General features: G+C 74.2%; 24 protein-coding genes and 1 pseudogene. 20 read left to right on the top strand and 5 right to left on the bottom strand.

Annotated features, from left to right (window positions below):
* Window positions 1–454 (bottom strand): NUDIX domain-containing protein (locus CYJ76_RS00545; RefSeq protein ID WP_101848932.1); only part of this gene is annotated, 454 nt, incomplete at its 3' end.
* Between the two features lie 239 nt (window positions 455–693).
* Here CYJ76_RS00545 and CYJ76_RS00540 point away from each other — a divergent pair.
* The 6 genes from CYJ76_RS00540 (at window position 694) to CYJ76_RS00520 (ending at window position 5486) form a co-directional block, all read left to right on the top strand.
* Window positions 694–2010 (top strand): HNH endonuclease, encoded by a 1317-nt coding sequence (locus CYJ76_RS00540; protein WP_180802157.1) that lies wholly within the window; start codon window positions 694–696, stop codon window positions 2008–2010.
* Between the two features lie 428 nt (window positions 2011–2438).
* Complete coding sequence (locus tag CYJ76_RS12310) at window positions 2439–2579, top strand: hypothetical protein (RefSeq protein WP_168168484.1); 141 nt, start codon at window positions 2439–2441, stop codon at window positions 2577–2579.
* 32 nt (window positions 2580–2611) lie between these two features.
* A complete protein-coding gene (locus CYJ76_RS00535) occupies window positions 2612–3424 on the top strand; it encodes an inositol monophosphatase family protein (protein ID WP_101848930.1) in 813 nt (270 codons plus the stop codon).
* Window positions 3425–3428: 4 nt separating this feature from the next.
* Window positions 3429–3842 carry a VOC family protein gene (locus CYJ76_RS00530; RefSeq protein WP_101848929.1) on the top strand — a complete coding sequence of 138 codons (414 nt, stop codon included), beginning with the start codon at window positions 3429–3431 and terminating at the stop codon, window positions 3840–3842.
* Window position 3843: 1 nt separating this feature from the next.
* Window positions 3844–4626 carry a class I SAM-dependent methyltransferase gene (locus CYJ76_RS00525; RefSeq protein ID WP_238138097.1) on the top strand — a complete coding sequence of 261 codons (783 nt, stop codon included), beginning with the start codon at window positions 3844–3846 and terminating at the stop codon, window positions 4624–4626.
* A gap of 362 nt (window positions 4627–4988) precedes the next feature.
* Window positions 4989–5486: a DsbA family oxidoreductase gene (locus CYJ76_RS00520; protein ID WP_101848928.1), complete on the top strand. Its 498-nt coding sequence runs from the start codon at window positions 4989–4991 to the stop codon at window positions 5484–5486.
* 22 nt (window positions 5487–5508) lie between these two features.
* Here CYJ76_RS00520 and CYJ76_RS00515 read toward each other — a convergent pair.
* Window positions 5509–5921 (bottom strand): annotated as a pseudogene (locus tag CYJ76_RS00515) (VOC family protein).
* Between the two features lie 202 nt (window positions 5922–6123).
* The gene (locus tag CYJ76_RS00510; RefSeq protein WP_070705463.1) at window positions 6124–6483 is read right to left on the bottom strand and encodes a nuclear transport factor 2 family protein; all 360 of its coding nucleotides are present in this window, start codon (window positions 6481–6483) and stop codon (window positions 6124–6126) included.
* Between the two features lie 195 nt (window positions 6484–6678).
* Between CYJ76_RS00510 and CYJ76_RS00505 the strand changes: the two genes are divergently transcribed.
* Both CYJ76_RS00505 and CYJ76_RS00500 read left to right on the top strand, forming a co-directional pair.
* Window positions 6679–7215 (top strand): DUF6328 family protein, encoded by a 537-nt coding sequence (locus CYJ76_RS00505; RefSeq protein WP_070705458.1) that lies wholly within the window; start codon window positions 6679–6681, stop codon window positions 7213–7215.
* On the top strand, window positions 7212–8237 hold the full coding sequence (locus CYJ76_RS00500) for a class I SAM-dependent methyltransferase (RefSeq protein WP_101848927.1): 1026 nt from the start codon (window positions 7212–7214) through the stop codon (window positions 8235–8237). The genes CYJ76_RS00505 and CYJ76_RS00500 overlap by 4 nt, the downstream gene beginning before the upstream one ends.
* A 25-nt stretch (window positions 8238–8262) precedes the next feature.
* Here CYJ76_RS00500 and CYJ76_RS00495 read toward each other — a convergent pair whose 3' ends face one another.
* Complete coding sequence (locus tag CYJ76_RS00495) at window positions 8263–8718, bottom strand: DinB family protein (RefSeq protein WP_101848926.1); 456 nt, start codon at window positions 8716–8718, stop codon at window positions 8263–8265.
* A gap of 114 nt (window positions 8719–8832) precedes the next feature.
* Between CYJ76_RS00495 and CYJ76_RS00490 the strand changes: the two genes are divergently transcribed.
* The 11 genes from CYJ76_RS00490 (at window position 8833) to CYJ76_RS00440 (ending at window position 20698) form a co-directional block, all read left to right on the top strand.
* Entirely contained in the window at window positions 8833–9621 is a 789-nt protein-coding gene (locus CYJ76_RS00490) for a M15 family metallopeptidase (RefSeq protein WP_070705456.1), read from the top strand.
* A 17-nt stretch (window positions 9622–9638) separates the two neighbouring features.
* A complete protein-coding gene (locus CYJ76_RS00485; protein WP_144043001.1) occupies window positions 9639–10574 on the top strand; it encodes a DUF2797 domain-containing protein in 936 nt (311 codons plus the stop codon).
* 51 nt (window positions 10575–10625) lie between these two features.
* Window positions 10626–12026 (top strand): MFS transporter, encoded by a 1401-nt coding sequence (locus CYJ76_RS00480; protein ID WP_101848924.1) that lies wholly within the window; start codon window positions 10626–10628, stop codon window positions 12024–12026.
* Between the two features lie 162 nt (window positions 12027–12188).
* Entirely contained in the window at window positions 12189–12737 is a 549-nt protein-coding gene (locus CYJ76_RS00475) for a hypothetical protein (protein ID WP_141495010.1), read from the top strand.
* Between the two features lie 30 nt (window positions 12738–12767).
* Window positions 12768–12965, top strand: a complete 198-nt coding sequence (locus tag CYJ76_RS00470; protein WP_070703241.1) for a hypothetical protein — start codon at window positions 12768–12770, stop codon at window positions 12963–12965.
* 235 nt (window positions 12966–13200) lie between these two features.
* On the top strand, window positions 13201–14550 hold the full coding sequence (gene gdhA, locus CYJ76_RS00465; protein ID WP_101848923.1) for an NADP-specific glutamate dehydrogenase: 1350 nt from the start codon (window positions 13201–13203) through the stop codon (window positions 14548–14550).
* Between the two features lie 115 nt (window positions 14551–14665).
* Window positions 14666–15115: a hemerythrin domain-containing protein gene (locus tag CYJ76_RS00460; RefSeq protein WP_101848922.1), complete on the top strand. Its 450-nt coding sequence runs from the start codon at window positions 14666–14668 to the stop codon at window positions 15113–15115.
* Window positions 15115–17880, top strand: a complete 2766-nt coding sequence (locus CYJ76_RS00455; protein ID WP_101848921.1) for a multicopper oxidase domain-containing protein — start codon at window positions 15115–15117, stop codon at window positions 17878–17880. The genes CYJ76_RS00460 and CYJ76_RS00455 overlap by 1 nt, the downstream gene beginning before the upstream one ends.
* Window positions 17881–17932: 52 nt before the next feature.
* Complete coding sequence (locus CYJ76_RS00450; RefSeq protein WP_101848920.1) at window positions 17933–18760, top strand: SOS response-associated peptidase; 828 nt, start codon at window positions 17933–17935, stop codon at window positions 18758–18760.
* Window positions 18753–19307 carry a GtrA family protein gene (locus CYJ76_RS00445; RefSeq protein WP_101848919.1) on the top strand — a complete coding sequence of 185 codons (555 nt, stop codon included), beginning with the start codon at window positions 18753–18755 and terminating at the stop codon, window positions 19305–19307. The genes CYJ76_RS00450 and CYJ76_RS00445 overlap by 8 nt, the downstream gene beginning before the upstream one ends.
* 95 nt (window positions 19308–19402) lie before the next feature.
* Complete coding sequence (locus tag CYJ76_RS00440) at window positions 19403–20698, top strand: hypothetical protein (protein WP_101848918.1); 1296 nt, start codon at window positions 19403–19405, stop codon at window positions 20696–20698.
* A gap of 7 nt (window positions 20699–20705) precedes the next feature.
* Here CYJ76_RS00440 and CYJ76_RS00435 read toward each other — a convergent pair whose 3' ends face one another.
* Window positions 20706–21938 (bottom strand): serine/threonine-protein kinase, encoded by a 1233-nt coding sequence (locus tag CYJ76_RS00435; protein ID WP_180802155.1) that lies wholly within the window; start codon window positions 21936–21938, stop codon window positions 20706–20708.
* A gap of 144 nt (window positions 21939–22082) precedes the next feature.
* On the opposite strand from CYJ76_RS00435, the gene CYJ76_RS00430 reads away from it, so the two are divergent.
* Window positions 22083–23609, top strand: a complete 1527-nt coding sequence (locus CYJ76_RS00430) for an MDR family MFS transporter (protein WP_070703342.1) — start codon at window positions 22083–22085, stop codon at window positions 23607–23609.
* Window positions 23610–23630 lie beyond the last annotated feature (21 nt).

Genomic DNA, 23630 nt, shown 5'->3' with positions numbered 1-23630 from the left:
GCGGCGGGCGCTCGCCGGACCGGGTGTGGTCTACCTCGAGGACGGGCGCCCGCCGCACCCGGCGGCGCACGCGCTTGCGCAGCAGGGCCTCGGCCTCGACGAGTGGGGCGAAGCGGTGCTCGCTGATCTCGCTCTCCTGGAGCACGATCCCGGCGGCCTCGGCGGCGGTGACGGCACCGCAGTCGAAGAGGAAGCGGATCCCCAGCTGCTCGTCGGCCTTGGCGGCCCGCGTGTCCACGGCCACGAGGCGACCACTGGCCACACGCAGGCCGGTCTCCTCGAAGACCTCGCGCTGGCAGCACTCCCAGGGGGTCTCGCCGTCGGCCTCCATGACCCCGCCGGGGATGGTCCAGCCGGACTTGTAGGTGGGCTTGAGGATGAGCAGGCGCCCGGCCTCGTCGGTGATGAGGGCGCCGGCGGAGACGGGGACGGTGGGCAGGGTCCACGAGGTCATGGGGCAAGCGTGCCGCACACCGGGCGGGGCGCTGACATGGCGTCGGTCACGCGGGCGGTGAGGCGAGGGCCGGGGTGGGTGCCCCGTGTCGGTGCTCACGGCAGCGCCCGTCGTCCACAGGCCCGTTCGTGGGGGAGGAGGTTGTCGGTGGAATCTCGTACGGTTGTTCCATCATCGAGAAGGTGTTCGGTGGTCGCCGGGTCGTGGGGGCTCGGCGGGAGCAACCCGCAGGGGGAGTTGTGGAGCAGGAGAGAGCGGTGGGGCAGGTGGGCGACGGCCACGACTGGAGCCAGCCAGCGTTCGACGACCTGGCAGAGCAGGTCCGAGCGGCAGGGGAGCGATGGGGTGACGGTGACCCACCAGCGAGCGCCTTGGTGGACGCCGTCGCCGCCCTGGAACGCCTGGCCACCACCGTCGCGGCGGTGCAGCTGGACGTGGTGGCCGCACTCACCGCCCGGCAGCGGCGCGATGACGCGGCAGCCGGCATCGAGCAGGAGGTGACCGACCGGGCGGTCGCTTCGATGGTGGGGCTGGCCCGGCGCACCTCACCCCACCAGGGTGCCCGGGACCGGGAACTGGCGGCGGTGCTGCGCGCGGAGCTGCCGACGACCCGGCGGGCGATGCTGGAGGGCCACGGCAGCAGGCGACACGCCGAGGTCGTGGCGCGGGGCACGGTCTTCCTGTCGCGGGCGCAGCGTGCGGTCGTCGACGCCGAGTTCGGGCCCCACCTGGGGGACCTCTCAGTGGGTCGGTTGCGCCGCCGGGTGTCGGCCCGAGCCTACGCACTGGACCCCGAGGGGCACGTCGCCCACATCGCACGCCAGCGCGAGGAGCGGCACGTCTCGGTGCGGCCGACGCCGGACACCATGGCCGTGCTCTCGGCCCTGCTGCCGGCCACACAGGCGGTCGCCGTGTGGGGCGCCCTGGACCGGGCCGCCCGCTCACTGCGCGCCGCGGGGGACGAGCGGTCGCTGGCCCAGCTCCGGGCGGACGTGCTCACCGAGCGGGTGACCGGGCAGGCGCTCGCCGACGGACCTGTGGTCGAGCTGCAGGTGGTCGTCCCGGCAGGGGCCGTGTTCGGTGGCGAGGCGGTGCTGGGGGCGCTGACCGACTCCGACGCCCCGGCGACCCTGGTGGGCCACGGCCCCATTCCGGCGCCGATGGCACGGGATCTGGTGCGGCGCGCACAGCGGTGCACGCTCCGGCGGCTGCTCGTGGACCCGGAGTCCGGCACGCTGGTGGACCGTGATGCTCGGCGGCGAACCTTCTCGCGGGCCGACCGCGACCTGTTGGTGGCCCGCGACGAGACGTGCCGGACGCCGTGGTGCGACGCACCGGTGCGCGAGGCCGACCACGTGGAGCCGTGGGCGGCGGGCGGCCCGACTACTCCGGACAACGGACAGGGGTTGTGCCAGCACTGCAACCAGGTGAAGAACCACCCGGCGTGGGACACCGTCGCACAGCTGGACGCCCGCGGGCGGCAGACCTCGGTGGAGACGACCACGCCCTCCGGCCACCGGTACACCAGCCCGACGAGGAGGCTGGTCGGGGCCTGAGATGACCGCCCGGCGGTACCGTCGAGGAGTGGACGACGCGCGGCCCACCCTCGTGGTGGTCAACGGGGTGCCCGGCCCGGGCAAGACCACCGTGGCCGCCGAGCTGGCGTCGCTGCGCCCGCTGACCCTGCACGTGGACGTGGACGCGGTGAGGGCCCAGATCCACGGGTGGGAAGCCGACCGATGGCGGCCGCCCTCCTGGCCCGGCAACTCACGGCCGACATGGCCGCCTGCCACCTGCGCGCCGGCCACTCGGTGGTGGTCAGCCAGTTCACGGCGCGCCAGGACCTGGGCGAGCGCCTCGCCGCCGCCGGCAGCCAGACACCGCGCGGGTGCCAGGAGCTCGCCCCGACCGTGGACGCCCGACGGCCCTGGCCCGCCTCAGCGGACGTCGGCACCCCGAGCCCGCACATCCCCAGGACGCCGACGTGCCGGACGCACCGACCATGGCCCGGATGGTGGCGTCGGTGGACGGCCTCATCGCCGCCCGGCCCGCCGTGCACCGCATCGAGGCAGCGGGCCACGTGCCCAGCACCGTGGCGCGGTGCCGGGAGGTCCTCGGCTGGTAGGGGCGGCGCCACCACGGCCTAGGGTCGCTCCCATGGATAGCAGCGACCGGACCATCTGGACCGACGACGCCGCACTCGCCGCCGACCTGGTCCGCGAGGCCGGCCAGCTCGCCGCCCGGATGCGGGGCGACGGCATCGACGCGCGGCACAAGACCTCCTCCAGCGACGTGGTGACCGCGGCCGACCACGCCGCCGAGGAACTCGTCACGTCGCGCCTCGCCACCGCGCGGTCGGACGACGGCATCGTGGGGGAGGAAGGGGCCGCGCGCGCCGGGACCTCCGGGCGCACGTGGGTGATCGACCCCGTGGACGGCACGTTCAACTTCGTGCAGGGGCTCGACGCGTGGTGCTCGGCGCTCGCGCTGACCACCGATGCCGACGCCCGCCGCCCCGGGGACGGCTCGGTGGCCCTGGGCGCGGTACACCACCCCGCATCAGGCACCACGTGGGTGGGTGGACCCGGGGTGCCCACCACACGCGACGGGGTGGAGCTGCCCCGCATCGCCGACCGGCCTCTGGAGGACTGCGCTGTGGCCACCTACCTGCACACGCGCTGGTTCGGCGTGCCCGAGGTGGCCGAACCTTTCGCCGCCGCGGTGCAGCCGGCCAAGGTGCTGCGCATGGTCGGTTCGGGCTCCCTGGACCTGGCCGCCGTGGCCGACGGGCGGATGGACCTGTGGCTGCACCACAGCGTGCCGGCCTGGGACTGGATGCCGGGGTGCGCCTTGGTGGAGGGGGCCGGCGGCGTGGCCCGCCAGGTGGAGGTGCGTGGGTACACGTGGTCGGTGGCCGGTCCGCCGTCGGCCGCGGCGCAGGTGGTGGACCTGCTCGCGCAGGGAGGATGAGCCCATGCACGCACAACCCTTCCTGACCTTCCAGCCCAGCCGCGGCCAGCGCGCCGCCGAGGCGATGGCCCTGTACTGCGACGTCTTCGGGGAGGCCGAGGTGCTCTCCGAGCAGCTCTGGGGCGCCGACGGGCCGGGCGGCGCCGAGGCCGAGGGCACGGTGATGACCGCCGAGTTCCGCATCGGCGACCTGCGGGTGCGCTGCAGCGACAGCCCGGTGCAGCACGCGTGGGACTTCTCGCCGGCGCAGTCGCTCTGGGTGGAGTTCTCCGATGCGGCCGAGCACCAGCGGGTCTTCGACGCGCTCGCGGACGGGGGTCAGGTGTTCATGCCGGTGGGGGACTACGGCTTCGGGCAGTTCGGCTGGGCGGCCGACCGGTTCGGCGTGAACTGGCAGCTCGTCGTGGCGGGGAAGTGAGGTGATCACCTCACCCGGCGACGCCGAGCTCGTCGAGCGCTGGCGGGCCGAGGAGGGGGCCCAGCCGGAGGGGTGGGACTTCGGCCACCTGGCAGGGCGGATGAGCGAGTCGGCCGAGCCGTGGGACCTGGCAGGCGAGTACCGCCGTGAACTCGCCACAGCGTCGCACGTGCTTGACATGGGGACCGGCGGCGGGGAGTTCCTGCTCACGCTCACCGGCGACCTGCCGGCCGACACGGTGGCCACCGAGGGGTGGCCCCCCAACGTCGAGGTGGCCCGCCGCGCCTTGGCTCCGCACGGCATCGAGGTGGTGGAGTACGGCGCACCCGACGAGGACGTGGACGCCCTTCCGATGCCGTTTTCGGACGGACGCTTCGACCTCGTGCTGAACCGCCACGAGTCGTTCTCGCCCACAGAGCTGGCGCGCGTCATCGCGCCAGGTGGGCGGTTCGTCACCCAGCAGGTCGGCGGTGACGAGGCCCACGAGCTGGCGTACTGGCTGGGTGAGCACCACGAGATGCCCCACGTGAACCCGGCCCGGTTCCGGTCTGACTTAGAAGAGTCCGGGTTCATGGTCCTCGACGCCGCCGAGCACGTGGGTGCCTACACGTTCCGGGACGTCGCGGCGCTCCTGGCCTACCTGCGTCTCGTGCCGTGGGAGACCCCGGACGACTTCACCGTGGACCGGTACGCCGACCGGTTGCTGGCCCTGCATCATCAGACCGAGGGTGGCCCGATACGGCTCACGCGCAAGCGGTTCTGGTTGCGAGCCCAGAGGCGATGACGGGGCCCGGCTCCGGCCGTGCGGCACGGATCCCCTCCCCGTGCAGTCGCATCGCCCCGGGTTCATCTGAGCGATTCGTCCTCGATGCGGTGCTCGCCGACGTGCTGGCACTCCACCTCCGCCCCACCCGGTCCGCCCCCTGCGGGAGGTCTACGAGGCGAAGGGGCGGCAGTACCGAGAGCGCCGGCCGCGCCTGACGGCCGACCCGTGGCCGGAGGGGGCGTCGGTTCCCTCGACCTCGCGGCCTGCCCGGAGCCGGACGACCGGCTCGCCGAGCAGGGGAGCGGCACCCCCTCGGCGCCCAGCTTCATCGCCCTCGGTGACGAGGCTGACGGCATGTGCGACGTGGACGGGACCTGCCGATGAACTCGCCTTTCGAGACCCACGCCGACCGCGTGGTGGTGGACGTGTGGAGCGACGTCATGTGCCCGTGGTGCTACGTCGGCGCCACGGTGCTGGACCGCGCCATCAAGGACTTCGACCACCCCGTGGAGGTGCGTCAGCACTCCTTCCTGCTGGTGACGGACCTGTCCGAGGGGCGGACGATGCCGGTCACCGAGGTGCTCACTGAGTTCGAGGGTTTCTCCCTGGAGCAGGCGGCCGCGATGAACCGTCAGATCGGCGCACGCGCCGCCGAGGTGGGTCTGAACCGGGATGCGGCGCTGGCCGTCCTGCGCTCGTACGCGCACGCCGAGGACGTGGACGCCGACGTCGCGCTGGCACAGCAGATCGGCGCCCGAGGAGTGCCGTTCTTCGTGCTGGACGGCCGGTACGCCGTGCAGAGAGCCCAGCCGGCCGAGGCCTTCCGCCACGCCCTGGCGACGGCGTGGGCCGATCACGAGGGCGCCGCCGGGGGCTGAGGCCGTCGGCGCCGAGGTCCCGTCAGGCCACGAAGACGCAGAAGGGGTGGCAGGCCGGGTCGGCGAACACGTAGGTGGGCTCCTCCTGGTGGTCGCTCCGGTCCAGGAGGAGCCGGGCTCCCAGCCCCTCGGCCCGTTCCCGCACCGCCTCGAGGCTCTCGAGGTCGGGGACCGTCGTGTCCAGGTGCAGCTGCATCGGCACGGCGGGGAGGGCCAGGTGGTTGGCGTGAGGTGCTCCACCTGCTGGAAGGCCAGCGCGCGGCCACCGTCGCCGTGCACGAGGACGAGCCAGTCGGCCTCGTCCGGGGAACCGTCAGCGGGCGGCTCGTCACCGGGCCGGTAGGTCAGGCCGAGGAGTTGCCGGTAGAACTCGGCCAGGCCGCGGACGTCCGTGGCGTCGAGCACGGTCTGCAGGAGCCTCGGATGAGCCGTCATGCCACGACGGTAGTGCCGGCGGTGCTGGGCACCCCACGACCTGACCCGCCCAAGTGCTTCTCAGCGCACCGCAGGGGGTGGGTAGGGCAGCGGTTCGGCAGGTTGGGTGATTCCGTCGGGCTGGCAGCGACACCATGGCCTGCCCAGCGGTTCACGTTATGTCAAAACGACCTGGTCCGGGACGCCGGCGGGGCAGGGAGGGTCACAGCGGCGTGCCCTGGTGGTAGGTCGTGCGCCATGCGCCGTCGACGTGCTGCCACAGCGACATCCGCCGCGCCCGCCGGCCACCGCGGTCCGAGACCCAGAACACCTGCACCACGCCACCGTCCAGAACGCGTGCCGCCAGCTCGTACACATCGATGAGGTCGACGTCATCGCCCTGAGGTTCGTTCAGGAGCAGCTCGAGGACGGCGGCGCGGCTCCACCGGCGGCCCGAGGCGCCGATCTCCACGAAGTCCGGAGCGAGCAGCTCGGCGAGACGGCACGCATCGGCACGCACAGCCGGAGTCTGCAGTGAACGTTCCAGGTCGAGAACGTGGGCGATGTCGGCGTCGGTGACCATGGCGCGACGGTAGCCCGGGAGACGGCACGGCCGCAGCGACCACCAGCGCACACCGGGCGACCTCGCAGCCCCTTCTGGCGCGATCCCGCCCACACACCGGGCGCCGATAATCGACATTATGTCATTCCATCCACCGAGCCCCCTCCCTCGACGACCCACGGCCCCGGCCCACCAGCCAGGCCCCATACTCGGGGCGTGACCCTTCGAGACGCCGCCGCCTCCCGGGCCCTGCGGCAGGAGACCGAGGCCGACCAGGAGGACCGCAACCTCGCGGAGATCCTGCAGGAGCTCCGGGTGCTCCAGACCGGCACCCAGGTGCTGGCCGGCTTCCTGCTGACCCTGCCGTTCCAGTCACGCTTCACCGATCTCTCCGGCCCGCAGACGCTGCTGTTCGTGCTGGCCATGAGCCTGGCGGTGCTCACCGTGCTGCTGCTGGTGACGCCCGTGGCCGTGCACCGAGCCCTGTTCCAGCGGCAGCTCAAGGCCCGCATCGTGCAGGTCTCCCACACCATGGTGCGGGTGGGTCTGGTGACGCTGGGGCTCTCGGTGGTCTCGATGTTCGCCCTCATCCTGGCCCTCGTGGTCGGCACCACCGCGGCCGTGCTGGGCGCTGGGCTCGTGGGCACGCTCGCCGGCCTGCTGTGGATGGCCTGGCCGGTGCTCCTGCGCCGGCCCGCACCACACCTGGCCGCGCACCACGACCACCCCGACGACCCCGGGAGCACCCCGTGAGCACGCCCCACTCCCCCTCTCCCTGCTCACCCACCGGCCTCGATGCCGTGGCGCGCCTCCTGCTGGCCGACGGCACCGCCCTCGCCCCGGACGCTGCACGCGTTGCCGTGGTGGACGCCGATGCCGGCCTCGACGTCGCCGCCCGCGAGGTCTGGCCCGCCGTGAACGCCTACCGCGACCGCCTCGACGCCGGACCCTCCACCGACACCCTCGCCGAGGCCGTGGAGGGAGCCGAGCTCGTCCTGCTGGACCTGCCCACCTCGCTGGACGCCCTGGAGGACATCGCCCGCACCGTGGCCACCCACGCCGCCCCGGGCGTGGTGCTCGTGGCCGCCGGGCGCTCCAAGCACATGACCCCGCGGCAGAACGACGTGCTCGGGCGCGCCTTCGAGCAGGTGCAGGCCCAGCGGGGCGTCGGCAAGTGCCGGGCCCTGCACGCCCGGGGCGCACGCCCGGCCGAGGTCCCGACCCCACGCACCGCCGAGGAGCAGACCACCGGCCTGCAGCTCGTGGCCCACGGCGGGGTGTTCAACGGCCCCCGCCTCGACCGCGGTACCCGCCTGCTGCTCACCACCCAAGGCCACTGGCCCGAGCCCGACCGGGCACGCGACGCCCTCGACCTGGGGTGCGGCAACGGCGTGCTCACCGCGGTGCTCGCCCGACGCGGGCACCGGGCGACCGGGATCGACGTCTCACGGGCGGCCGTGGCCTCGACCCGGGCGACGCTGGCCGCCAACGACCTCGACGGCACGGTGCACCTGGCCGACGGGCTGACCGGCACTCCCTCGGCGAGCGCCGACCTGGTGGTCACCAACCCGCCGTTCCACGTGGGTGCGGCCAAGGACTCCGCCCCCACGCTGGCGATGCTGCGCGACGCCGCCCGGGTGCTGCGGCCAGGCGGCGAGCTGTGGTGCGTGTACAACTCGCACCTGCCCTACCGGCAGGTGGCCCGCGAGGTGTTCACGCAGGTGCTCGAGGTGGCCCGCGACCGCGAATTCACCGTGCTGCGCGCGGTGCGCTGACGGGGCTCGGGCCGCCTCACCCGCGTCAGGCCACCCCGGCCCGGTACAGGGCGGCGTCGTCGAGGCCGGCCACGCCCTCGCACCAGGCGGCGTGCGCGGCATCGAGCTGGGCCAGTGCACCAGCGGCCGTGCCCGCGTACTCCCAGGTGTCGTAGGCACAGGCCGGGCCGCCGAAGTGCGAGGCCGCCCGCATGCCGAACACGCCGACCACCACGTGCGCCAGCCGCCAGGCGATGGTGGTCACCGGCGCCGGGTCGGGCTCGGGGAACGCGAAGTCCACGAGCCACTCCCCTGCGCCGGCGCGCATCGTGGCCGAGGCGGGGGCGGCCTGGCCGCGGCGCCGCACCGACCAGGCGCCGGCCGCGGGCTCCCACAGGTACTCGGCGTCGGTGAGGCCCTCCAGGCGCGGGCGGGCCTGGGTGCGCCAGTGCCAGTCGAGCTGCTCGGCAAGGAAGGGGGCCAGGGGCCGGGGCGTGGTCATGGGGCCCAGTCAACCGCGGACGACAGCGCGGCGACAGACCCGCCCGCGATGCTGGGGCGTCCCCTCCGCGACCGTCCCCGTCGCCCCCCCCTCCCCTCGCCGAAGGTTCCTCCGATGCCGTCCCCTCACCCCGCGCTGACGCGTGCCCGCCGCGTCCTGCTCGCCGTGGCCGCCCTGGCGACCGTGTCCCCCTCGATGCCGCTGGGAGCCCCGGCCCAGGCATCGGTCCCCGTGGAGCGCTCCGTCACCGCTCCCGCCGTCGAGGCCGCACCCACCGCCTCCACCGCGGCCACCACCGTCACCCGCCACGTGCGTGCCGGGTCCGGCATGTTCGTGCGCGTGTACCGCAACACCTCGGGCGCCTCCGCCGGCCACTACGTACCTCGGGGCGGCATGGTGAAGGGCACCGTGCAGGGCCGCTGGTTCCGCATGGCCCCCGGCCGCTACGTGCGCACGGCCGACCTCACGACCCGCCACACCCCGTACTCCTCGCGCAACGGCCGCCACGCCCCGGGGCACCTGTGCCACGTGCGGGGCTCGGCGAGCGCCGCCCACCTGCTCACGGCCTGCCGCTCGGTGCGGCCGCTGGAGCGCCTCAACCGCGCCTACCGCGCACGGTTCGGGGAGGACCTGCGCTGGGACGAGTGCTACCGCACGTACGACACACAGGTGGCCTACCGCCGTGCCTTCGGCCGCATGGCCGCCACCCCCGGCACGTCCAACCACGGCACGCTGACCCGGGCCACCTGCGACCTGCCGGAGAGCCGCCGGAAGTACGGGTTCGGCACCACGCGCCACCGCTGGCTGGTGAGGCACGGGGCCCGGTACGGCTGGGTGCAGCCCGCGTGGGCGCGCCGCGACGGCCGCAAGCCCGAGTACTGGCACTTCGAGTACGTGCGCTGAGGCGTACCCTGCCGCGGGTGCGTACCTCCTGGGTCGATGGTGGGACCCACCTCGTGCGGTCGGTCTCGTGGACCGACCGCGACCGGCCCGCGCTGGTGACCAGCGACCTCACCGAGGCCGTGCACCGCATCGCGCTGCCGGGCGCCTCGCTGGCGTTCACCGTGGAGCCCGGCCGCCACTGCACGGGGCGGTCGGTGCTCACGCCGCAGGGCACGGTGCGCACCGAGGCGTGCGCGCGGCGGCGCGTGGTGGAGTCCGGTCGGCAGTGCTCCGAGTGCGCGATGGCCGACGAGTTCCGCCCCATCCACCAGGTGCACCGTGGCGGGCCGGCCGGCGAGGCGCTGCGGCGCTACCTGGACCGCCCGCACTGGCTGTACGTGGCCACCTTCGCCGACGGCGCGCCCAAGGTGGGTACCGCATCGGACCACCACAAGGTGGCGCGCCTGGACGAGCAGGGGGCGGTGCGGGCCACCTACCTGGCCCGCTGCGCCGACGGGCTGGAGGTGCGGCGCCACGAGGACGCGGTGACCGCCGGGCTGGGCGTGCCGCAGACCCGCACCGCGCGCCGCAAGGCCGCGGCGCTGGCCAGCCCCCTGCCCGCCGCGCGGCTCGATGCCGTGCACGCCGAGCTGGTGGACCGGGCCTGCCACCTGCTCGCCTCCCGCGGCCTCGACCCCGCCCCCGAGCCGTGGGTGCCGCCCGCGCTGCACGGCCCGGTGCTCGGCGAGGACCGGGCCGGGGCGCCGTTCGCCGGCCACACCCCGCTGCCCCAGGACCTCACCACCGGCGACCACCGCCTGACCGTCGAGACCCTGGTGGGTGCCACGGCCCTGGTGCGGGTCAACGACGAGACAGGCGGCTACCTCGCGGACCTCACCCGGCTGGTGGGCCGCAAGCTCGTGCCGGGCCCGGTGGACTCCCCCGCCGTGGCCCACCAGGACAGCCTGTTCTGACCGCCGGGCGCTGCGGCACCGGGCACCCCACGGCCGTGCGATGCTGCCGCGGTGACCACCTCCCCCTCCGATGTCGCCGCGGCCACGGCCGACCCCACCCGTGAACGGACCCGCGCCCACCAGCGCGCCTGGGGCTGGTACGACTGGGCCAACTCGGCCTACGTCACCACCACCGGCACGGTCCTCATCGGGCCCTATCTCACGCAGCTGGCCAGCGCCGACGCGTGCCCGGACCTGCCCACCGGCCAGGCCTGCACCGGGAGGCTCGACGTGCTCGGCGTCCCCGTCGCGGCCGGTTCCCTCGCGGCGTACACGGTCACCCTGGCCACCCTCCTCTCGGTGGTGGTGGTCATGGCCGTCGGCGCCGTGGCCGACCGCCACCCCCGTCCGGCACGCCTGCTGGGGCTGCTCGCGGGCATCGGGTCGCTGGCCGCCATGGCCATGGTGTTCCTCTCCGGCACGTCCTGGCAGCTGGGCGTGCTCCTGGTGCTCGTGGGCAACATCGCCCTGGGCGCCTCCACGGTGGTCTACGACGCGCTGCTGGTGCGCATCGCCTCCCCGGACGAGCGAGACCGGGTCTCCTCGCGCGCCTGGGCCCTGGGCTACGCCGGCGGCGGGCTGCTGCTCCTGGCCAACCTCGTGGTCATCCAGGCCCACGACGCCCTGGGCCTCTCGATGGAGTGGGCGGTGCGGCTGTCGCTGTTCTCCGCGGGCCTGTGGTGGGGGGTGTTCACCCTCGTGCCCGTCATCGGCCTGCGGCGCCTGCGCGGCACCACGGCCGTTCCGGTGGCCCGGGGCGCCGGCCCCGTGACCGGGTCGCTGCGGCAGCTGCGCTCCACCCTCGGCGAGCTGCGCCGCTACCCCCAGACGCTCACCTTCCTGGCGGCCTACCTGCTGTTCAACGACGGCATCCAGACCGTCATCTCCTCGGCCAGCCTGTACGGGTCGGTGGCGCTCGGCTTCGACACTGGCCAGCTCATGACCACCATCCTGCTCGTGCAGTTCGTGGCCGTGGGCGGCGCGCTGCTGTTCGGGGCGATGGCGGCCCGCCTCGGTGCCCACCGGGTGGTGCTGGCGGGCATCGCCCTGTGGGTGGTGGTCGTGGCCTGCGCGTACTTCGTGCCCCGCGGGGCCTTCCTCACCTGGCTGGGGTGCGCCGTCCTCATCGGGCTGGTGCTGGGCGGCACCCAGGCGCTGGCGCGCTCGCTCTACAGCCACCTGGTGCCGGCGGGCCGGGAGTCGGAGTTCTTCGCCTTCTACCAGGCGGGCGAGCGGGGCACGTCGTGGTTCGGCACGCTCACCTTCGGGCTGGTCTTCCAGCTCACCGGCTCCTACCGGCCGGCCATCCTGGCGCTGCTGGTGTTCTTCGTGCTCGGTGGCCTGCTGCTGGCGCGGGTGGACCTGCGCCGCGGCATCGCCGACGCCGGCAACCCGCAGCCGGCCGTCCTCTGAGGCGGGTCCAAACGACCCCTCTTGCCGCCCCCCCAGAGCCGAATTTGCGGTACCCCCCCCACTTCGTGAAAACCTCCCGGCCGGCGGCAAGGCGAGGGCTCGAGTTCGATGCCCCCATGCCGCCACCTGCAGATCAAGACACACACGGAGAAGGGGAAAGACATGTCTGCTCATGCTTCCGTCAATCGCCGCCTCCTGCTGACGGGTGCCGCTGCGCTCCTCGCTGGTTCGACGATCGCCGCAACCTCCACCACCTTCGCTCGAGCTACGGACACCGACCTGCCAGCCGGCTGGCGCCGCGGACGGATCGTGGCCCGGGAAGACGGGGCTCCCATCTACGAAATCTTGGACGCCGCCGGACATGAGGCCGGTTACGCCTTGTCCCAGGAGGACATGGAGGAGGCACGCAGGGCTGCCAAGGACGTGGAGACTGAGCGCCGAGACCTACAGGCTGTGGGGGCGGACTTCTGGAAGATCACCAAGTGCACCGCCGCCATCGCATGGTTCACTGCGCAGACCGTCTTCCCGTCCGTCAAGGTCGCTCGTATCGCCTACAACCTCTCTCGACTCGTGAAGAAGTACGGTGCCCGGAAGGTGGCCTCCTCATTCCTCCGCTGGCGTTCGTCGAAGGGGCGCGACATGGAGGACGACATCAAGGACGTGGCTCTGGCGCTGACGGGTGTCGGGGCACTCTCCGTGTGTTTTGATTGATTCAGCCTCAATTCAGGAAGGAAATTTCCGTTGCCAGACCGTGGCTCCTCGACCTATGACGACATCCGTTACTACCTCTCGAGTCTCGCCCTGCTCCTCCTGGGCGTGAGCCTCATCGGGACGGACGTCACCGTCGGCGGTTTCGGCCTCCGACAGTCCGTCTTCCTCGGCGCCACCCTCGCCGTCGCCGGGGCTCTCCTCGTCCTGGCGCGCCTCCTGCGCCGGTAGGCGCCTCGAACGTCCGCGCACACCCCGGCCCACACACTTGTGGCGTGGGCAGACCACGAGGGAGGTCCGTGAGGCCCGGCGTCCGCTCCGGTGACGCCGGGCCTTCGTGGAGGGCTCGGACACCGTGGTGCCGCCCTGTGCCTGGCCGGGGTCGCCGTCATCATGTACGCGCCGCGCGGGGCGTGACCACCCCCCTCACTACGCTGTGCGCACGACCACGCCCCGAGGAGGCCCGATGTCCCAGCACGCCCTGCACCCGCGCCTGGCCGAGGTCCGCGAGACCATCCTGCGTCGCAACCCCGGGGAGGTCGAGTTCCACCAGGCCGCCGACGAGGTGCTGGCCACCCTGGGCCTGGTGCTCGAGCGGCGCCCCGAGCTCGCCGAGGCGAGCATCATCGAGCGCCTCTGCGAGCCCGAGCGCCAGCTGGTCTTCCGCGTGCCGTGGGTGGACGACTCCGGCGTGGTGCAGGTCAACCGCGGGTTCCGGGTGGAGTTCAACTCCGCCCTGGGCCCGTACAAGGGCGGTCTGCGCTTCCACCCCTCGGTGCTGCTGGGGACGGTGAAGTTCCTGGGCTTCGAGCAGGTGTTCAAGAACGCGCTCACCGGCATGCCCATCGGGGCCGGCAAGGGCGGCTCGGACTTCGACCCCAAGGGCCGCTCGGACGGCGAGGTGATGCGCTTCTGTCAGTCGTTCATGACCGAGCTGCACCGCCACCTGGGCGAGTACACCGACGTGCCCGCCGGCGACATCGGCGTGGGGGCTCGCGAGATCGGCTTCCTGTTCGGCCAGTACAAGCGCATCACCAACCGGTTCGAGGCCGGCGCGCTCACCGGCAAGGGGCTGGAGTGGGGCGGCGCCCGCGCCCGCACCGAGGCCACCGGCTACGGCACCGTCTACTTCGCCGAGCAGCTGCTGGCCGGTTCGGGCCGCGACCTGGAGGGCCTGCGCGTGGTGGTCTCCGGGTCGGGCAACGTGGCGCTCTACGCCGCGCAGAAGGTGGTGGAGCTGGGCGGAACCGTGGTGGCCATGAGCGACTCCGGCGGGTACGTCGCCGACGACGCGGGCCTGGACGTGCCCCACCTCATCGAGCTCAAGGAGCACCGGCGCGAGCGGATGGCCACCTACGCGCAGGAGAAGGGCGGCCAGCACGTGGCCGACGGATCCATCTGGGACGTGCCCTGCGACCTGGCCCTGCCGTGCGCCACCCAGAACGAGCTCGACGCCGACGGCGCCACCGCCCTGGTGCGCAACGGGTGCCTGGCCGTGGTGGAGGGCGCCAACATGCCCACCACCCCCGATGCGGTGGAGGTGCTTGCCACCGGCGGCGTCACCTTCGCGCCGGGCAAGGCCTCCAACGCCGGCGGCGTGGCCGTGAGCGCCCTGGAGATGCAGCAGAACGCCACCCGGGACTCGTGGTCGTTCACCCACACCGACGAGCGCCTGCGCCAGATCATGGCCTCCATCCACGCCACCTGCGTGGAGACCGCCGAGGAGTACGGCGTGCCGGGCGACCTGGTGGCCGGGGCCAACATCGGCGGGTTCGTGCGCGTGGCCGAGGCCATGCGGGCCCAGGGCGTCATCTGACGGGCGTACCCTCTACGACAGGGCGTCGTTTCACCGCGTCGCCCACGGTCGTCGGCCGGGCCGATGCCGCATCGTCGTCCACGAGGAGCGCCCACGGGCGCGGCGAGGGGTCAGCATGTGCACCTACTGCGGGTGTGAGTCCATCCACGTCATCGGCCGGTTCATGGCCGAGCACGGCCGGCTGACCGACCTCACCGGCCCGCTGCACCGCGCGGCCGACGCCGGCGACCTGCCCGCCGCGCAGGAGGCCGCCGAGCGCATCGCGGAGCTGCTCGAGCCCCACACCCACGCCGAGGAGCTGGGCCTGTTCACGATGCTGCGGCGCGAGGAGCACATCGCCGACCACGTGGACGACCTGTGCGCCGAGCACGACGCGCTGGACGCCCAGCTGGCGCGCATCCGCACGGGGGACCTGGCGGGTGTCGACGCCTTCGTCCGCCAGCTGCGCAACCACATGGACCGCGAGAACAACGGGCTCTTCCCCGCCGCCGCGATCGCCCTGGGCGGCCCGGAGTGGGACGAGGTCGACGAGCTCACCCCGCCGGCCCCGACCGCCCTCGGCTGATGGCGTCGAGCACCGGGCCCGGACGCCCCGCCGACCGACGCGTCGACGCCGCCGCCCCCGGCGCCGCGCCGGCCCCGGCCCGGGGCCGGCGCCGCGGCGGCCGCTGGCTCCTGCGCGACCGGCCCGGCGTGGTGTGGCTGGCGCTCGCGGTGCTGCTCTCGCTGGTGCACCCCTTCGTGCCGGCCTCGCGCTGGCTCATGGTGCACCTGGTGCTGCTGGGCGCCCTGTCGCACTCGATCATGGTGTGGAGCACCCACTTCGCCAACGCCCTGCTGAGGTCCGCCCCGGACGTGGACGACCGCGCCACGCAGTCTCGCCGCCTGTGGATGCTGCTGGCCGGCACCTGCCTGGTCCTGGTGGGCGTGCCCACCGGGTGGTGGCTGCTCACGGTGGCCGGCGCCGTGCTGGTGGGCACCGCCGTGCTGGAGCACGCCCGCCAGCTGGTGCGCCGCCTGCGGGCTGCCCTGCCCGGCCGCTTCGCCGTCACCGTGCGCTACTACGTGGCCGCGGCGCTGTGCCTGCCGGTGGGCGCGGCCCTGGGGGCCACGCTGGCCCGCGGGGTGGGCGCCGAGTGGCACGGCCGCCTGCTCCTGGCCCACACGATGGTGAACCTCCTGGGTTGGGTGGGTCTCACCGTGACCGGCACCCTGCTGACGCTCTGGCCGACCATGCTGCGCACCCGCATCGGGACGCGGGCCGAGGCGCACACCCGGCACGCCCTGCCGGTGCTGGTCGGTGGGCTCGTGGTGGTGCTGACCGGCGCGCTCGGCGGGTGGCAGCCCGTCGCCGCCGCCGGGGTGGCGCTCTACGCCGCGGGCCTCCTCTGGTGGGCCGCGGGGGTGCTCTCGCCGGTGCGCCGGGGGCTTCCGCGCGAGTTCGCCGCCATGTCCGTGGGTGCAGCCCTGCTGTGGTGGGCCGCCGGCATCGCGATGGTGCTGACCGCCCTGCTGACCGCGCAGGACTGGACGCGGGTGGGCACCACCTTCGACCGCACCACCGCCGTGGTCGTGGTGGGTTTCGCCGCCCAGCTGCTCACCGGCGCCCTGAGCCACCTCATGCCGGTGGTCATCGGGGGCGGCAAGCCGGTGGTGCGTGCCGCCGCGGCGTGGTTCGACCGGTGGGGTGCCGCCCGACTGGTGACCACCAACGCCGGCCTGCTCGTGTGCCTGCTGCCGGTGCCCAGCCTCGTGCGGGTGGCCGCCTCCGTGCTGGTGCTGGTGTCGCTGGCATCGTTCGTCCCGCTGATGGTCCGCGCCGTCGCCGCCGCCGGGCGGGCGCGTCGGGAGCAGCTGGCGGCCCGGCAGGCAGGCGCGGTGCGGGCCGTCGACGAGACCGGCTCCCCCGACGCAGGGGAACGCACGGCACCCGCCGGTCTGGACCGCATGCCGTCCATCTGGTCGGCCGGGCAGGTCGCCGCGGCCCTCTCCGCCCTGGCCCTGGTGACCGCGCTGGGGGCCTCCCTCGGCCCGGCCACCGCCCCCTCCCCCTCCGGTCAGGCAGCGGTGGCCCCCACCGGGCACACCACCCGGGTGGAGGTGCGCGCCGCCGACATGCGCTTCGACCCCGGAACCGTCACCGTGCCCGCCGGCGACCGCGTCGTCCTCGACGTGGTGAACGCCGACACCCAGGTGCACGACCTCGCCATCGCCGGGCAGCAGACCCCGCGCCTGGGCCCCGGGGAGCGCGCCACGCTGGACCTCGGCGTCGTCGGCGCCGACACCCAGGGGTGGTGCACCATCGTGGGCCACCGGCAGGCCGGCATGGTGCTCGACCTCGTCGTCGAGGGCGGCGCTGGCGAGGCCGCGGACACGGCCGACGGGCAGGCCGGGCACGACCCCGGGGAGCACGCCGGCCACGGAACGGACTCCCCGGCCTCCACCACTCCCCTGCGCGCCGACCCGGACGCCACCGTGGAGCACCCGGTGGACCCGCGCCTGCCCGCCCGGGGACGCGGCACCGAGCACCACGTGACCCTGCGCGCCAGCGAGCTGGAGCTCGAGGTGGCCCCCGGCGTCACGCAGCACCGGTGGACCTTCAACGACCGCGCCCCCGGACCCACCCTCCACGGCCGGGTCGGGGACACCTTCGTGGTCACGCTCGTCAACGACGGCTCGATGGGGCACTCCATCGACTTCCACGCCGGCGCCCTGGCCCCGGACCGCCCGATGCGCACCATCCAACCCGGCGAGCGCCTCACCTACCGCTTCACCGCCGAGCGATCGGGCATCTGGATGTACCACTGCTCCACGGCGCCGATGAGCTCGCACATCGCCGCCGGCATGCACGGGGCGGTGGTCGTCGAGCCGCGCGAGGGCCTGCCGGAGGTGGACCGCGAGTACGTGCTCGTGCAGTCCGAGGCCTACCCCGCCTCGGACGACGGGCCGGTGGACCCCGAGGCGATCGCCGCCGGGGAGGCGCCGTTCGTCACCTTCAACGGCATCGCCGACCAGTACCTGCAGCACCCGCTGACCGCCCGGGTCGGTGAGCGCGTGCGCCTGTGGGTGCTCGATGCGGGGCCCAACCGAGCGAGCTCCTTCCACGTGGTGGGTGGGCAGTTCGACACCGTCTGGTCCGAGGGCGCCTACCGGGTGGGCCCACGGGCCCGCGGGACCGGCGCCCAGGTGATGGCCCTGCAGCCGGCCGAGGGCGGCTTCGTGGAGCTCACCTTCCCCGAGGCGGGCCACTACCCGCTGGTCAGCCACGTCATGTCCGATGCCGAGCGCGGTGCCCGCGGCGTGGTGGAGGTCACCGGGGCCGCCCGTTGAGCCCGCTCGGCGTAGCCCGTCGCCCCGCCCCGGCACCGTAGGCTCGGGTCCCATGTGTGGACGCTACGCAGCCAGCGCCTCCCCGGACGCCCTGGTGGAGGAGTTCGAGGTCGAGCGCGACGCGACCGACGAGCCCGGCGCGCCGGTGATGAAGCGTCCCCAGGAGCCGGCCCCCGGCACCCCGGACTTCAACGTGGCGCCCACCAAGCAGGTGCCGGTGGTCCTCACCCGCACGCCCCGAGGCGAGGAGGACGCCCCCGCCGAGCGCCAGCTGCGCCTGCTCTCCTGGGGTCTCGTGCCGCCGTGGGCCAAGGACCTGACCATGGGCAACCGCATGATCAACGCCCGCAGCGGGACGCTGTTCGAGAAGCGCACCTTCGCGGGCCCGGCGCGCACGCGGCGCTGCCTGGTGCCTGCGGACGGCTGGTACGAGTGGCAGGCCTCCCCCGTGGCCCGCACGACCGCGGGCAAGCCCCGCAAGCAACCGTTCTTCATGTCCCGCGTGGACGAGGCGCCGCTGGCCTTCGCCGGGCTGTACGAGTTCCACCGGCTGGGCACCGGGGGCCAGGCTCACGACTGGGTGGTGAGCTTCACCATCCTCACCCGTGACGCCGAGCCGGGGCTGGACCGCATCCACGACCGGCAGCCGGTGGTGGTGGAGCCCGAGGACTGGGCCGCCTGGCTCGACCCGGCCGCCACCGAGGACGACCACGTCCTGGAGCTGCTCTCCCACCAGCCGGAGGGCCGTTTCCAGGCATGGCCGGTGGGCAGCGGCGTGAGCCGGGTGGCCACCAACGGCCCCGAGCTCGTGCGCCCGGTGCCCACCGAGCAGCTCGTGGGCGTGGTGGACCCCGTCACCGGCGAGGTGGTCGGTGGCTGAGCCCGTGACCCCCGAGCACCCCACCGCCCACGAGCCGCGCCCGACGGGCGTGGCGGCCTTCCTGCGCCTGCGCGACGGCCTCTGGCGGCTCATCCCCTCGGGCCTGCGCCGCCACGTGCCGCCCACGGCGGTCGGGTTCGCGATGCTGAACCTCTGCACCTTCGCTCTGGACCTCGCGCTGCTGTGGCTGCTGCACAAGCCGGTGGGCCTGCCCTACCCGGTGGCCACCACCATCGCGTACGTGACCGCCCTGGCCACGGCCTTCGTGGTGAACCGGCACTTCAACTTCGAGAGCGAGGGGCACGCCGGCCGCCAGTCGCTGCGCTACGTGCTCGTGGTGTCGGTCAACTACCTGGCCTTCATCCTCGGCGTGAACACGGGGCTGACCACGCTGGGTGTGCCGTTCGCCGTCGCCCGGATGGCCGCCGGCCTGTGCGAGGCGGTCTACATGTACCTGGCCATGCGGTTCGTGGTCTTCCGCCACGGCAACCCGGCCGACGAGTCGTCGGACGGGGCCCGGTGGCCCGCGGACCGCCGCGGCGCCTGACCGGTCCGCAGGTACCCTCGACCCCCGGACAGGTCCGCCGGTCCCCGCCCGCGCCGTGAGCCGTGGGCCGCCCCTCGACCCCGCACGGAGGACGCATGCACCCCCTCGCCCGCCCCGCCGTCGCCGGCATCGTGCTGGCCCTGCTGCAGGGCCCGTCCGCGGGGGCCGCCTCCTCCCCGGCCGCCGAGCGCGAGCCCGAGCCCCTGCAGACCAAGGGCACGGCGGTCCAGGGCGGTGGGGACCTGTTCACGGCCCCGCTGCTGAGCGCCGGCACCTTCACCGACTCCGCCCCGGCCGACGGCGACACGTCCTTCTACCGGGTCCGTCGCAGCACCCAGGACGGCATCCTGCGCGTGGGCACCACCACCTACGAGGCCGAGGGCCTGGAGGTCCGCGTGCTGGACGCCCTCGGCCAGGAGTGCGGGACGGACACCGGCTGGACGCTCGGTCTCGTGGTGGGCAACGCCGGCGACGACGAGGACCCGGTCTGCGAGAACTCCGACCAGGTGGTCGTGGCGGTCACCAACACCACCAAGGAGCCCCAGGAGCGGCCGTTCGAGCTGCACGTGGCCGAGGAGCCGGCGGTGCCCACCACCGCCGGCCTGCCGAAGCCCCAGGAGTCGGTCGACTGGACGGACATGAAGGCCAGCGCCGAGGTGCAGGACACCCAGGGAGGCCTCTCCCTGGCCGAGGCCCCCGAGGTGTCGCCGGAGCACTCCGTGCGCGGGTCCGTGGTGGCCGGCGAGGCGCGCCTCTACAAGGTCCCCGCCGAGTGGGGCCAGCGGGTGCAGGCCCGCGTGTCGGTGAACGCGGAGTCCGAGGGCCTCGAGTCCGGCGCCGTCACCGTGACCCTGGTGGGTGCCGACCGACGCGAGTTGGACACCGAGGCCAGCGGCGCCAAGGACGCCCGGGCAAGCTTCTGGGACCACGACGAGGCGGTGGCCGAGACGGCCTCGCTGCCGGTGGCGTGGAACAACCGCGACGGGCAGGGGCCGACCCTCCCCGGTGACCAGTACGTGGTGGTGACGGCCGACGAGTCCGGTGAGGAGTACCGCAAGGTGCCGTTCACCCTCACCGTGGCGGTACTCGGCGATGCCGTCGACGCCCCCCGCTACGCCGAGGGCAGCGCTCCCTCCGAGGAGCGTGACCGCGTCATCGAGCCCGGGGCCGGACGCGGTGAGGGTGACCAAGGCAACGCGGCGCCGACCGGCGGGGAGGACTCCGGCGGCAGCACGTCCTCCGCGGCGACCGGCGGCGACGAGCGGGCGGCCTCGGCCGGCTCCTCCGACGGCGGCCCGTCGAAGCCGGTCCTGTGGGGTGGAGGCGCCCTCGGTGGCCTGATGCTCCTGGCCGGCGCCCTGGCCCTGGTGGCCAACCGCGCCCGCGGCTGAGGGGCACTCAGCCCAGCGCGGCCACGAGCACCACGAGCAGCACCAGCAGGCCGGCGAGCACCAGGGCCCAGGCGACCGCCGGCGGCACCACCGGGGAGGACGGGGTCTCCTCGTGGTTCCAGACCCGGGAGGCGGCCGGCTCCACCGGTGCCGCCCGACCCACCACGCGGCGCGGCCCCGGGGCGTCGGGCGTCTGGGTCCCACCGACAGGGGCCTCCACGAGCGGACCGCGCGACGGCTCCTGCCCCGTGGCGAACCGGTCCACCGGCCCGGTCTGGGGCACGTCGTACATGGTGGTGCGGGCCGCTCCGGCCGGCGGCAGGCCCGTCGCGTGCTGTGGCGGCCCCGCCGGCACCTGGCCCCGGTCCTGGGCCGGCCCCTGCGGGGTCCACCCTGCCGGCAGCGCCGGCAGCCGGTCGTGCAGCGCGACGCCGCCCCCCAGCTGCTCGGCAGTGGTGGCCACCAGGCCGGTGGCACGCAGCGAGGCCATGGCCGCCTGCGCGCTGCGCGGCCGGTCCGCCGGGTCCAGCTCCACGAGCTCCTCGAGCACCCGCGCCAACCCGTCGGGCACCCCGGCGCGCGCCAGCTCGCCGGCCACCGCGTCGTGGTCCCGACCCTGCGGGCGCTGCCCGGTGAGCAGCTCGCGCGCCGTCATCCCCACGCCGTAGAGGTCGGCCGCCGGGCTCGGGTCCCAGCCGTGCGCCAACGACTCCGGGGCCATGTAGCCCAGCGTTCCGTGCACGTAGGGGCCCGTGGTCAGGCGCGGGGCGTCCACGCTCATCGTCAGGCCGAAGTCCGCCAGGCGGGCCCTCGGCACCCCGGTGCCGGTGGCGTCCAGCAGCAGGTTGGCCGGCTTCACGTCCCGGTGCACCATGCCCTCGTCGTGCAGCTGCCCCAGCCCCTGCAGCAGCTGGTCGGTGAGGGTGGCCACCCAGGGCGCCGGCAGCGGTCCGTGCTCCGCCAGGAGCGTGGCGGCCGAACCGCCGTCCACCACCGGCATGACCAGCATCACGCGCTCGTCGTCCCCCGCCCAGCCGTAGGGCACCAGCAGGTGGGAGTGCTGCACGCGCACGCCCTGCTCGCGCACGAAGCGCACCAGGGAGGAGGCGTCCACCTGGCGCAGCACCTTGGCCGCGCAGTAGCGGTGGGCCCGGTGGTCCCAGACCCGCCACACCACACCCGTGCCACCCTCACCCAGAGGGTCCACCAGCTCGTACCGGCCCGCGAAGACGTCTCCCACCCGGCGAACCCTACCCACGCTCCCCCGGGCCGGCCCCGCGTGTCGGGAATGTCTCAGCAAAATCGGTGTTGTCGCCTCTCCCCCAGCCCTAGGCTGGCGCACCCCTCCCCCATCCCCTCCACTCCTCCGAGGAGCCCCTGCCGCATGCCCGAGACCCGCAGCACGCCGTCGACCACGGTCGACTCCCCCGCCGACCTCGAGGTCGACCCCACGCCCATCCTGCGCGTCCTCACCGTCGCCACCTTCGTGGTGATCCTCAACGAGACCATCATGGTCAACGCCGTCCCCCAGCTCATGGACTCGCTGCACGTCTCGGCGCAGGCCGCCCAGTGGCTGTCGACGGCGTTCATGCTCACCATGGCCGTGGTCATCCCCACCACCGGCTGGTTCCTGCACCGCCTGGACCGCCGTGCCGCCTTCGCCACCGCCATGGGCGCGTTCGCCCTGGGCACGCTGCTGTGCGCCGTCGCGCCGGGCTTCGCCCTGCTCCTGGTGGGCCGCATCGTCCAGGCCGTCGGCACCGCCATCATGATGCCGCTGCTCATGACCACCGTCATGACCCTGGTGCCCGTGGAGGACCGCGGCCGCACCATGGGCAACGTCTCCCTGGCCATCTCCGTGGCGCCCGCCCTGGGCCCCACCACCTCCGGCCTGGTGCTGCAGTTCGCCTCCTGGCGCTGGCTCTTCCTGCTCGTTCTGCCGCTGGCCGTGGGCATGCTGCTGGTGGGCCTGCGCCTGCTGCCGCGCAACCACGCCGGGGCCGCCGGCCCACTCGACCTGCTCAGCCTCCCCCTGGCCGCGGTCGGTTTCGGTGCCCTGGTCTACGGCCTGAGCTCCTTCGGCGGCCACTCCGGCCCCGGCGCCGCCGAGCCGGTGGTCTCCCCGGTGCTCGCGGTGGCCGTGGGCGCGGCCGGCGTGGCCCTGCTCGTGTGGCGCCAGCTCTCCCTGGCCCGCTCCGGGGGCGCCCCGCTGCTGGACCTGCGCGCGCTGACCCACCGCAACTTCGCCCTGTCCATGGGCATCATGTGTGCCGCCATGATGGCGATGATGGGCTCCATGATCCTGCTGCCCCTGTGGCTGCAGGACGCGCGCGGCCTGAGCGTCCTGCAGGCCGGCCTGGTGATGATGCCCGGTGGCCTGATGATGGGCCTCCTGGCTCCCCGCATCGGCCGCTGGTACGACCGGCTGGGGCCCCGCCCGCTGGTGGTGCCCGGCGCCCTGCTGGTGCTCGTGGCCCTCTCGGTGGGCACCTGGGCGGCCCTCGACGCCCCGTGGTGGGCCTTCCTCCTGGTGCACCCGGCCATCAGCTTCGGCCTGGCCCTGCTGTTCACGCCGCTGTTCTCCGCCGGCCTGGGCGCGCTGCCGATGGACCTGTACTCCCACGGCTCGGCCATCCTGGGCACCTTCCAGCAGGTGGCCGCGGCCACCGGCACCGCCCTGGCCATTGCCCTCATGAGCCACCGCGCCGGGCAGCTGGCGGCCGACGGGCACGGCCCTGCCGAGTCCCTCGCCGGCGGCGTCTCCCTGGCGATGGCGGCCGGGGCCGGGATCTTCGTGGTGGCCCTGGCGCTCACGCTCCTGGTGCGTCGCCCGGACCAGGAGGGCGCAGTGCCCACCGAGGGCGACGACGCCGCCAGCCAGGTCACCGACGCAGCGCCGGCCACGGCCTGAGGCCAAGCGGTCCCCCTGGGC

It is taken from the genome of Kytococcus schroeteri, from assembly GCF_002847825.1.
Classification (GTDB): domain Bacteria; phylum Actinomycetota; class Actinomycetes; order Actinomycetales; family Dermatophilaceae; genus Kytococcus; species Kytococcus schroeteri.
Note: the sequence above shows the minus strand (reverse complement) of the source record. Positions and strands in the feature narration are given on the sequence as shown.

Excerpts from the sequence above, each read along its gene's own strand:
- CYJ76_RS00535 (WP_101848930.1), top strand. The coding sequence starts at position 2,612 with ATGGATAGCAGCGACCGGACCATCTGGACCGACGACGCCGCACTCGCC.
- CYJ76_RS00530 (WP_101848929.1), top strand. The coding sequence starts at position 3,429 with ATGCACGCACAACCCTTCCTGACCTTCCAGCCCAGCCGCGGCCAGCGC.
- CYJ76_RS00520 (WP_101848928.1), top strand. The coding sequence starts at position 4,989 with ATGAACTCGCCTTTCGAGACCCACGCCGACCGCGTGGTGGTGGACGTG.
- CYJ76_RS00510 (WP_070705463.1), bottom strand. The coding sequence starts at position 6,483 with ATGGTCACCGACGCCGACATCGCCCACGTTCTCGACCTGGAACGTTCA.
- CYJ76_RS00495 (WP_101848926.1), bottom strand. The coding sequence starts at position 8,718 with ATGACCACGCCCCGGCCCCTGGCCCCCTTCCTTGCCGAGCAGCTCGAC.
- CYJ76_RS00490 (WP_070705456.1), top strand. The coding sequence starts at position 8,833 with ATGCCGTCCCCTCACCCCGCGCTGACGCGTGCCCGCCGCGTCCTGCTC.
- CYJ76_RS00475 (WP_141495010.1), top strand. The coding sequence starts at position 12,189 with ATGTCTGCTCATGCTTCCGTCAATCGCCGCCTCCTGCTGACGGGTGCC.
- gdhA (WP_101848923.1), top strand. The coding sequence starts at position 13,201 with ATGTCCCAGCACGCCCTGCACCCGCGCCTGGCCGAGGTCCGCGAGACC.
- CYJ76_RS00460 (WP_101848922.1), top strand. The coding sequence starts at position 14,666 with ATGTGCACCTACTGCGGGTGTGAGTCCATCCACGTCATCGGCCGGTTC.
- CYJ76_RS00455 (WP_101848921.1), top strand. The coding sequence starts at position 15,115 with ATGGCGTCGAGCACCGGGCCCGGACGCCCCGCCGACCGACGCGTCGAC.
- CYJ76_RS00450 (WP_101848920.1), top strand. The coding sequence starts at position 17,933 with ATGTGTGGACGCTACGCAGCCAGCGCCTCCCCGGACGCCCTGGTGGAG.
- CYJ76_RS00440 (WP_101848918.1), top strand. The coding sequence starts at position 19,403 with ATGCACCCCCTCGCCCGCCCCGCCGTCGCCGGCATCGTGCTGGCCCTG.
- CYJ76_RS00430 (WP_070703342.1), top strand. The coding sequence starts at position 22,083 with ATGCCCGAGACCCGCAGCACGCCGTCGACCACGGTCGACTCCCCCGCC.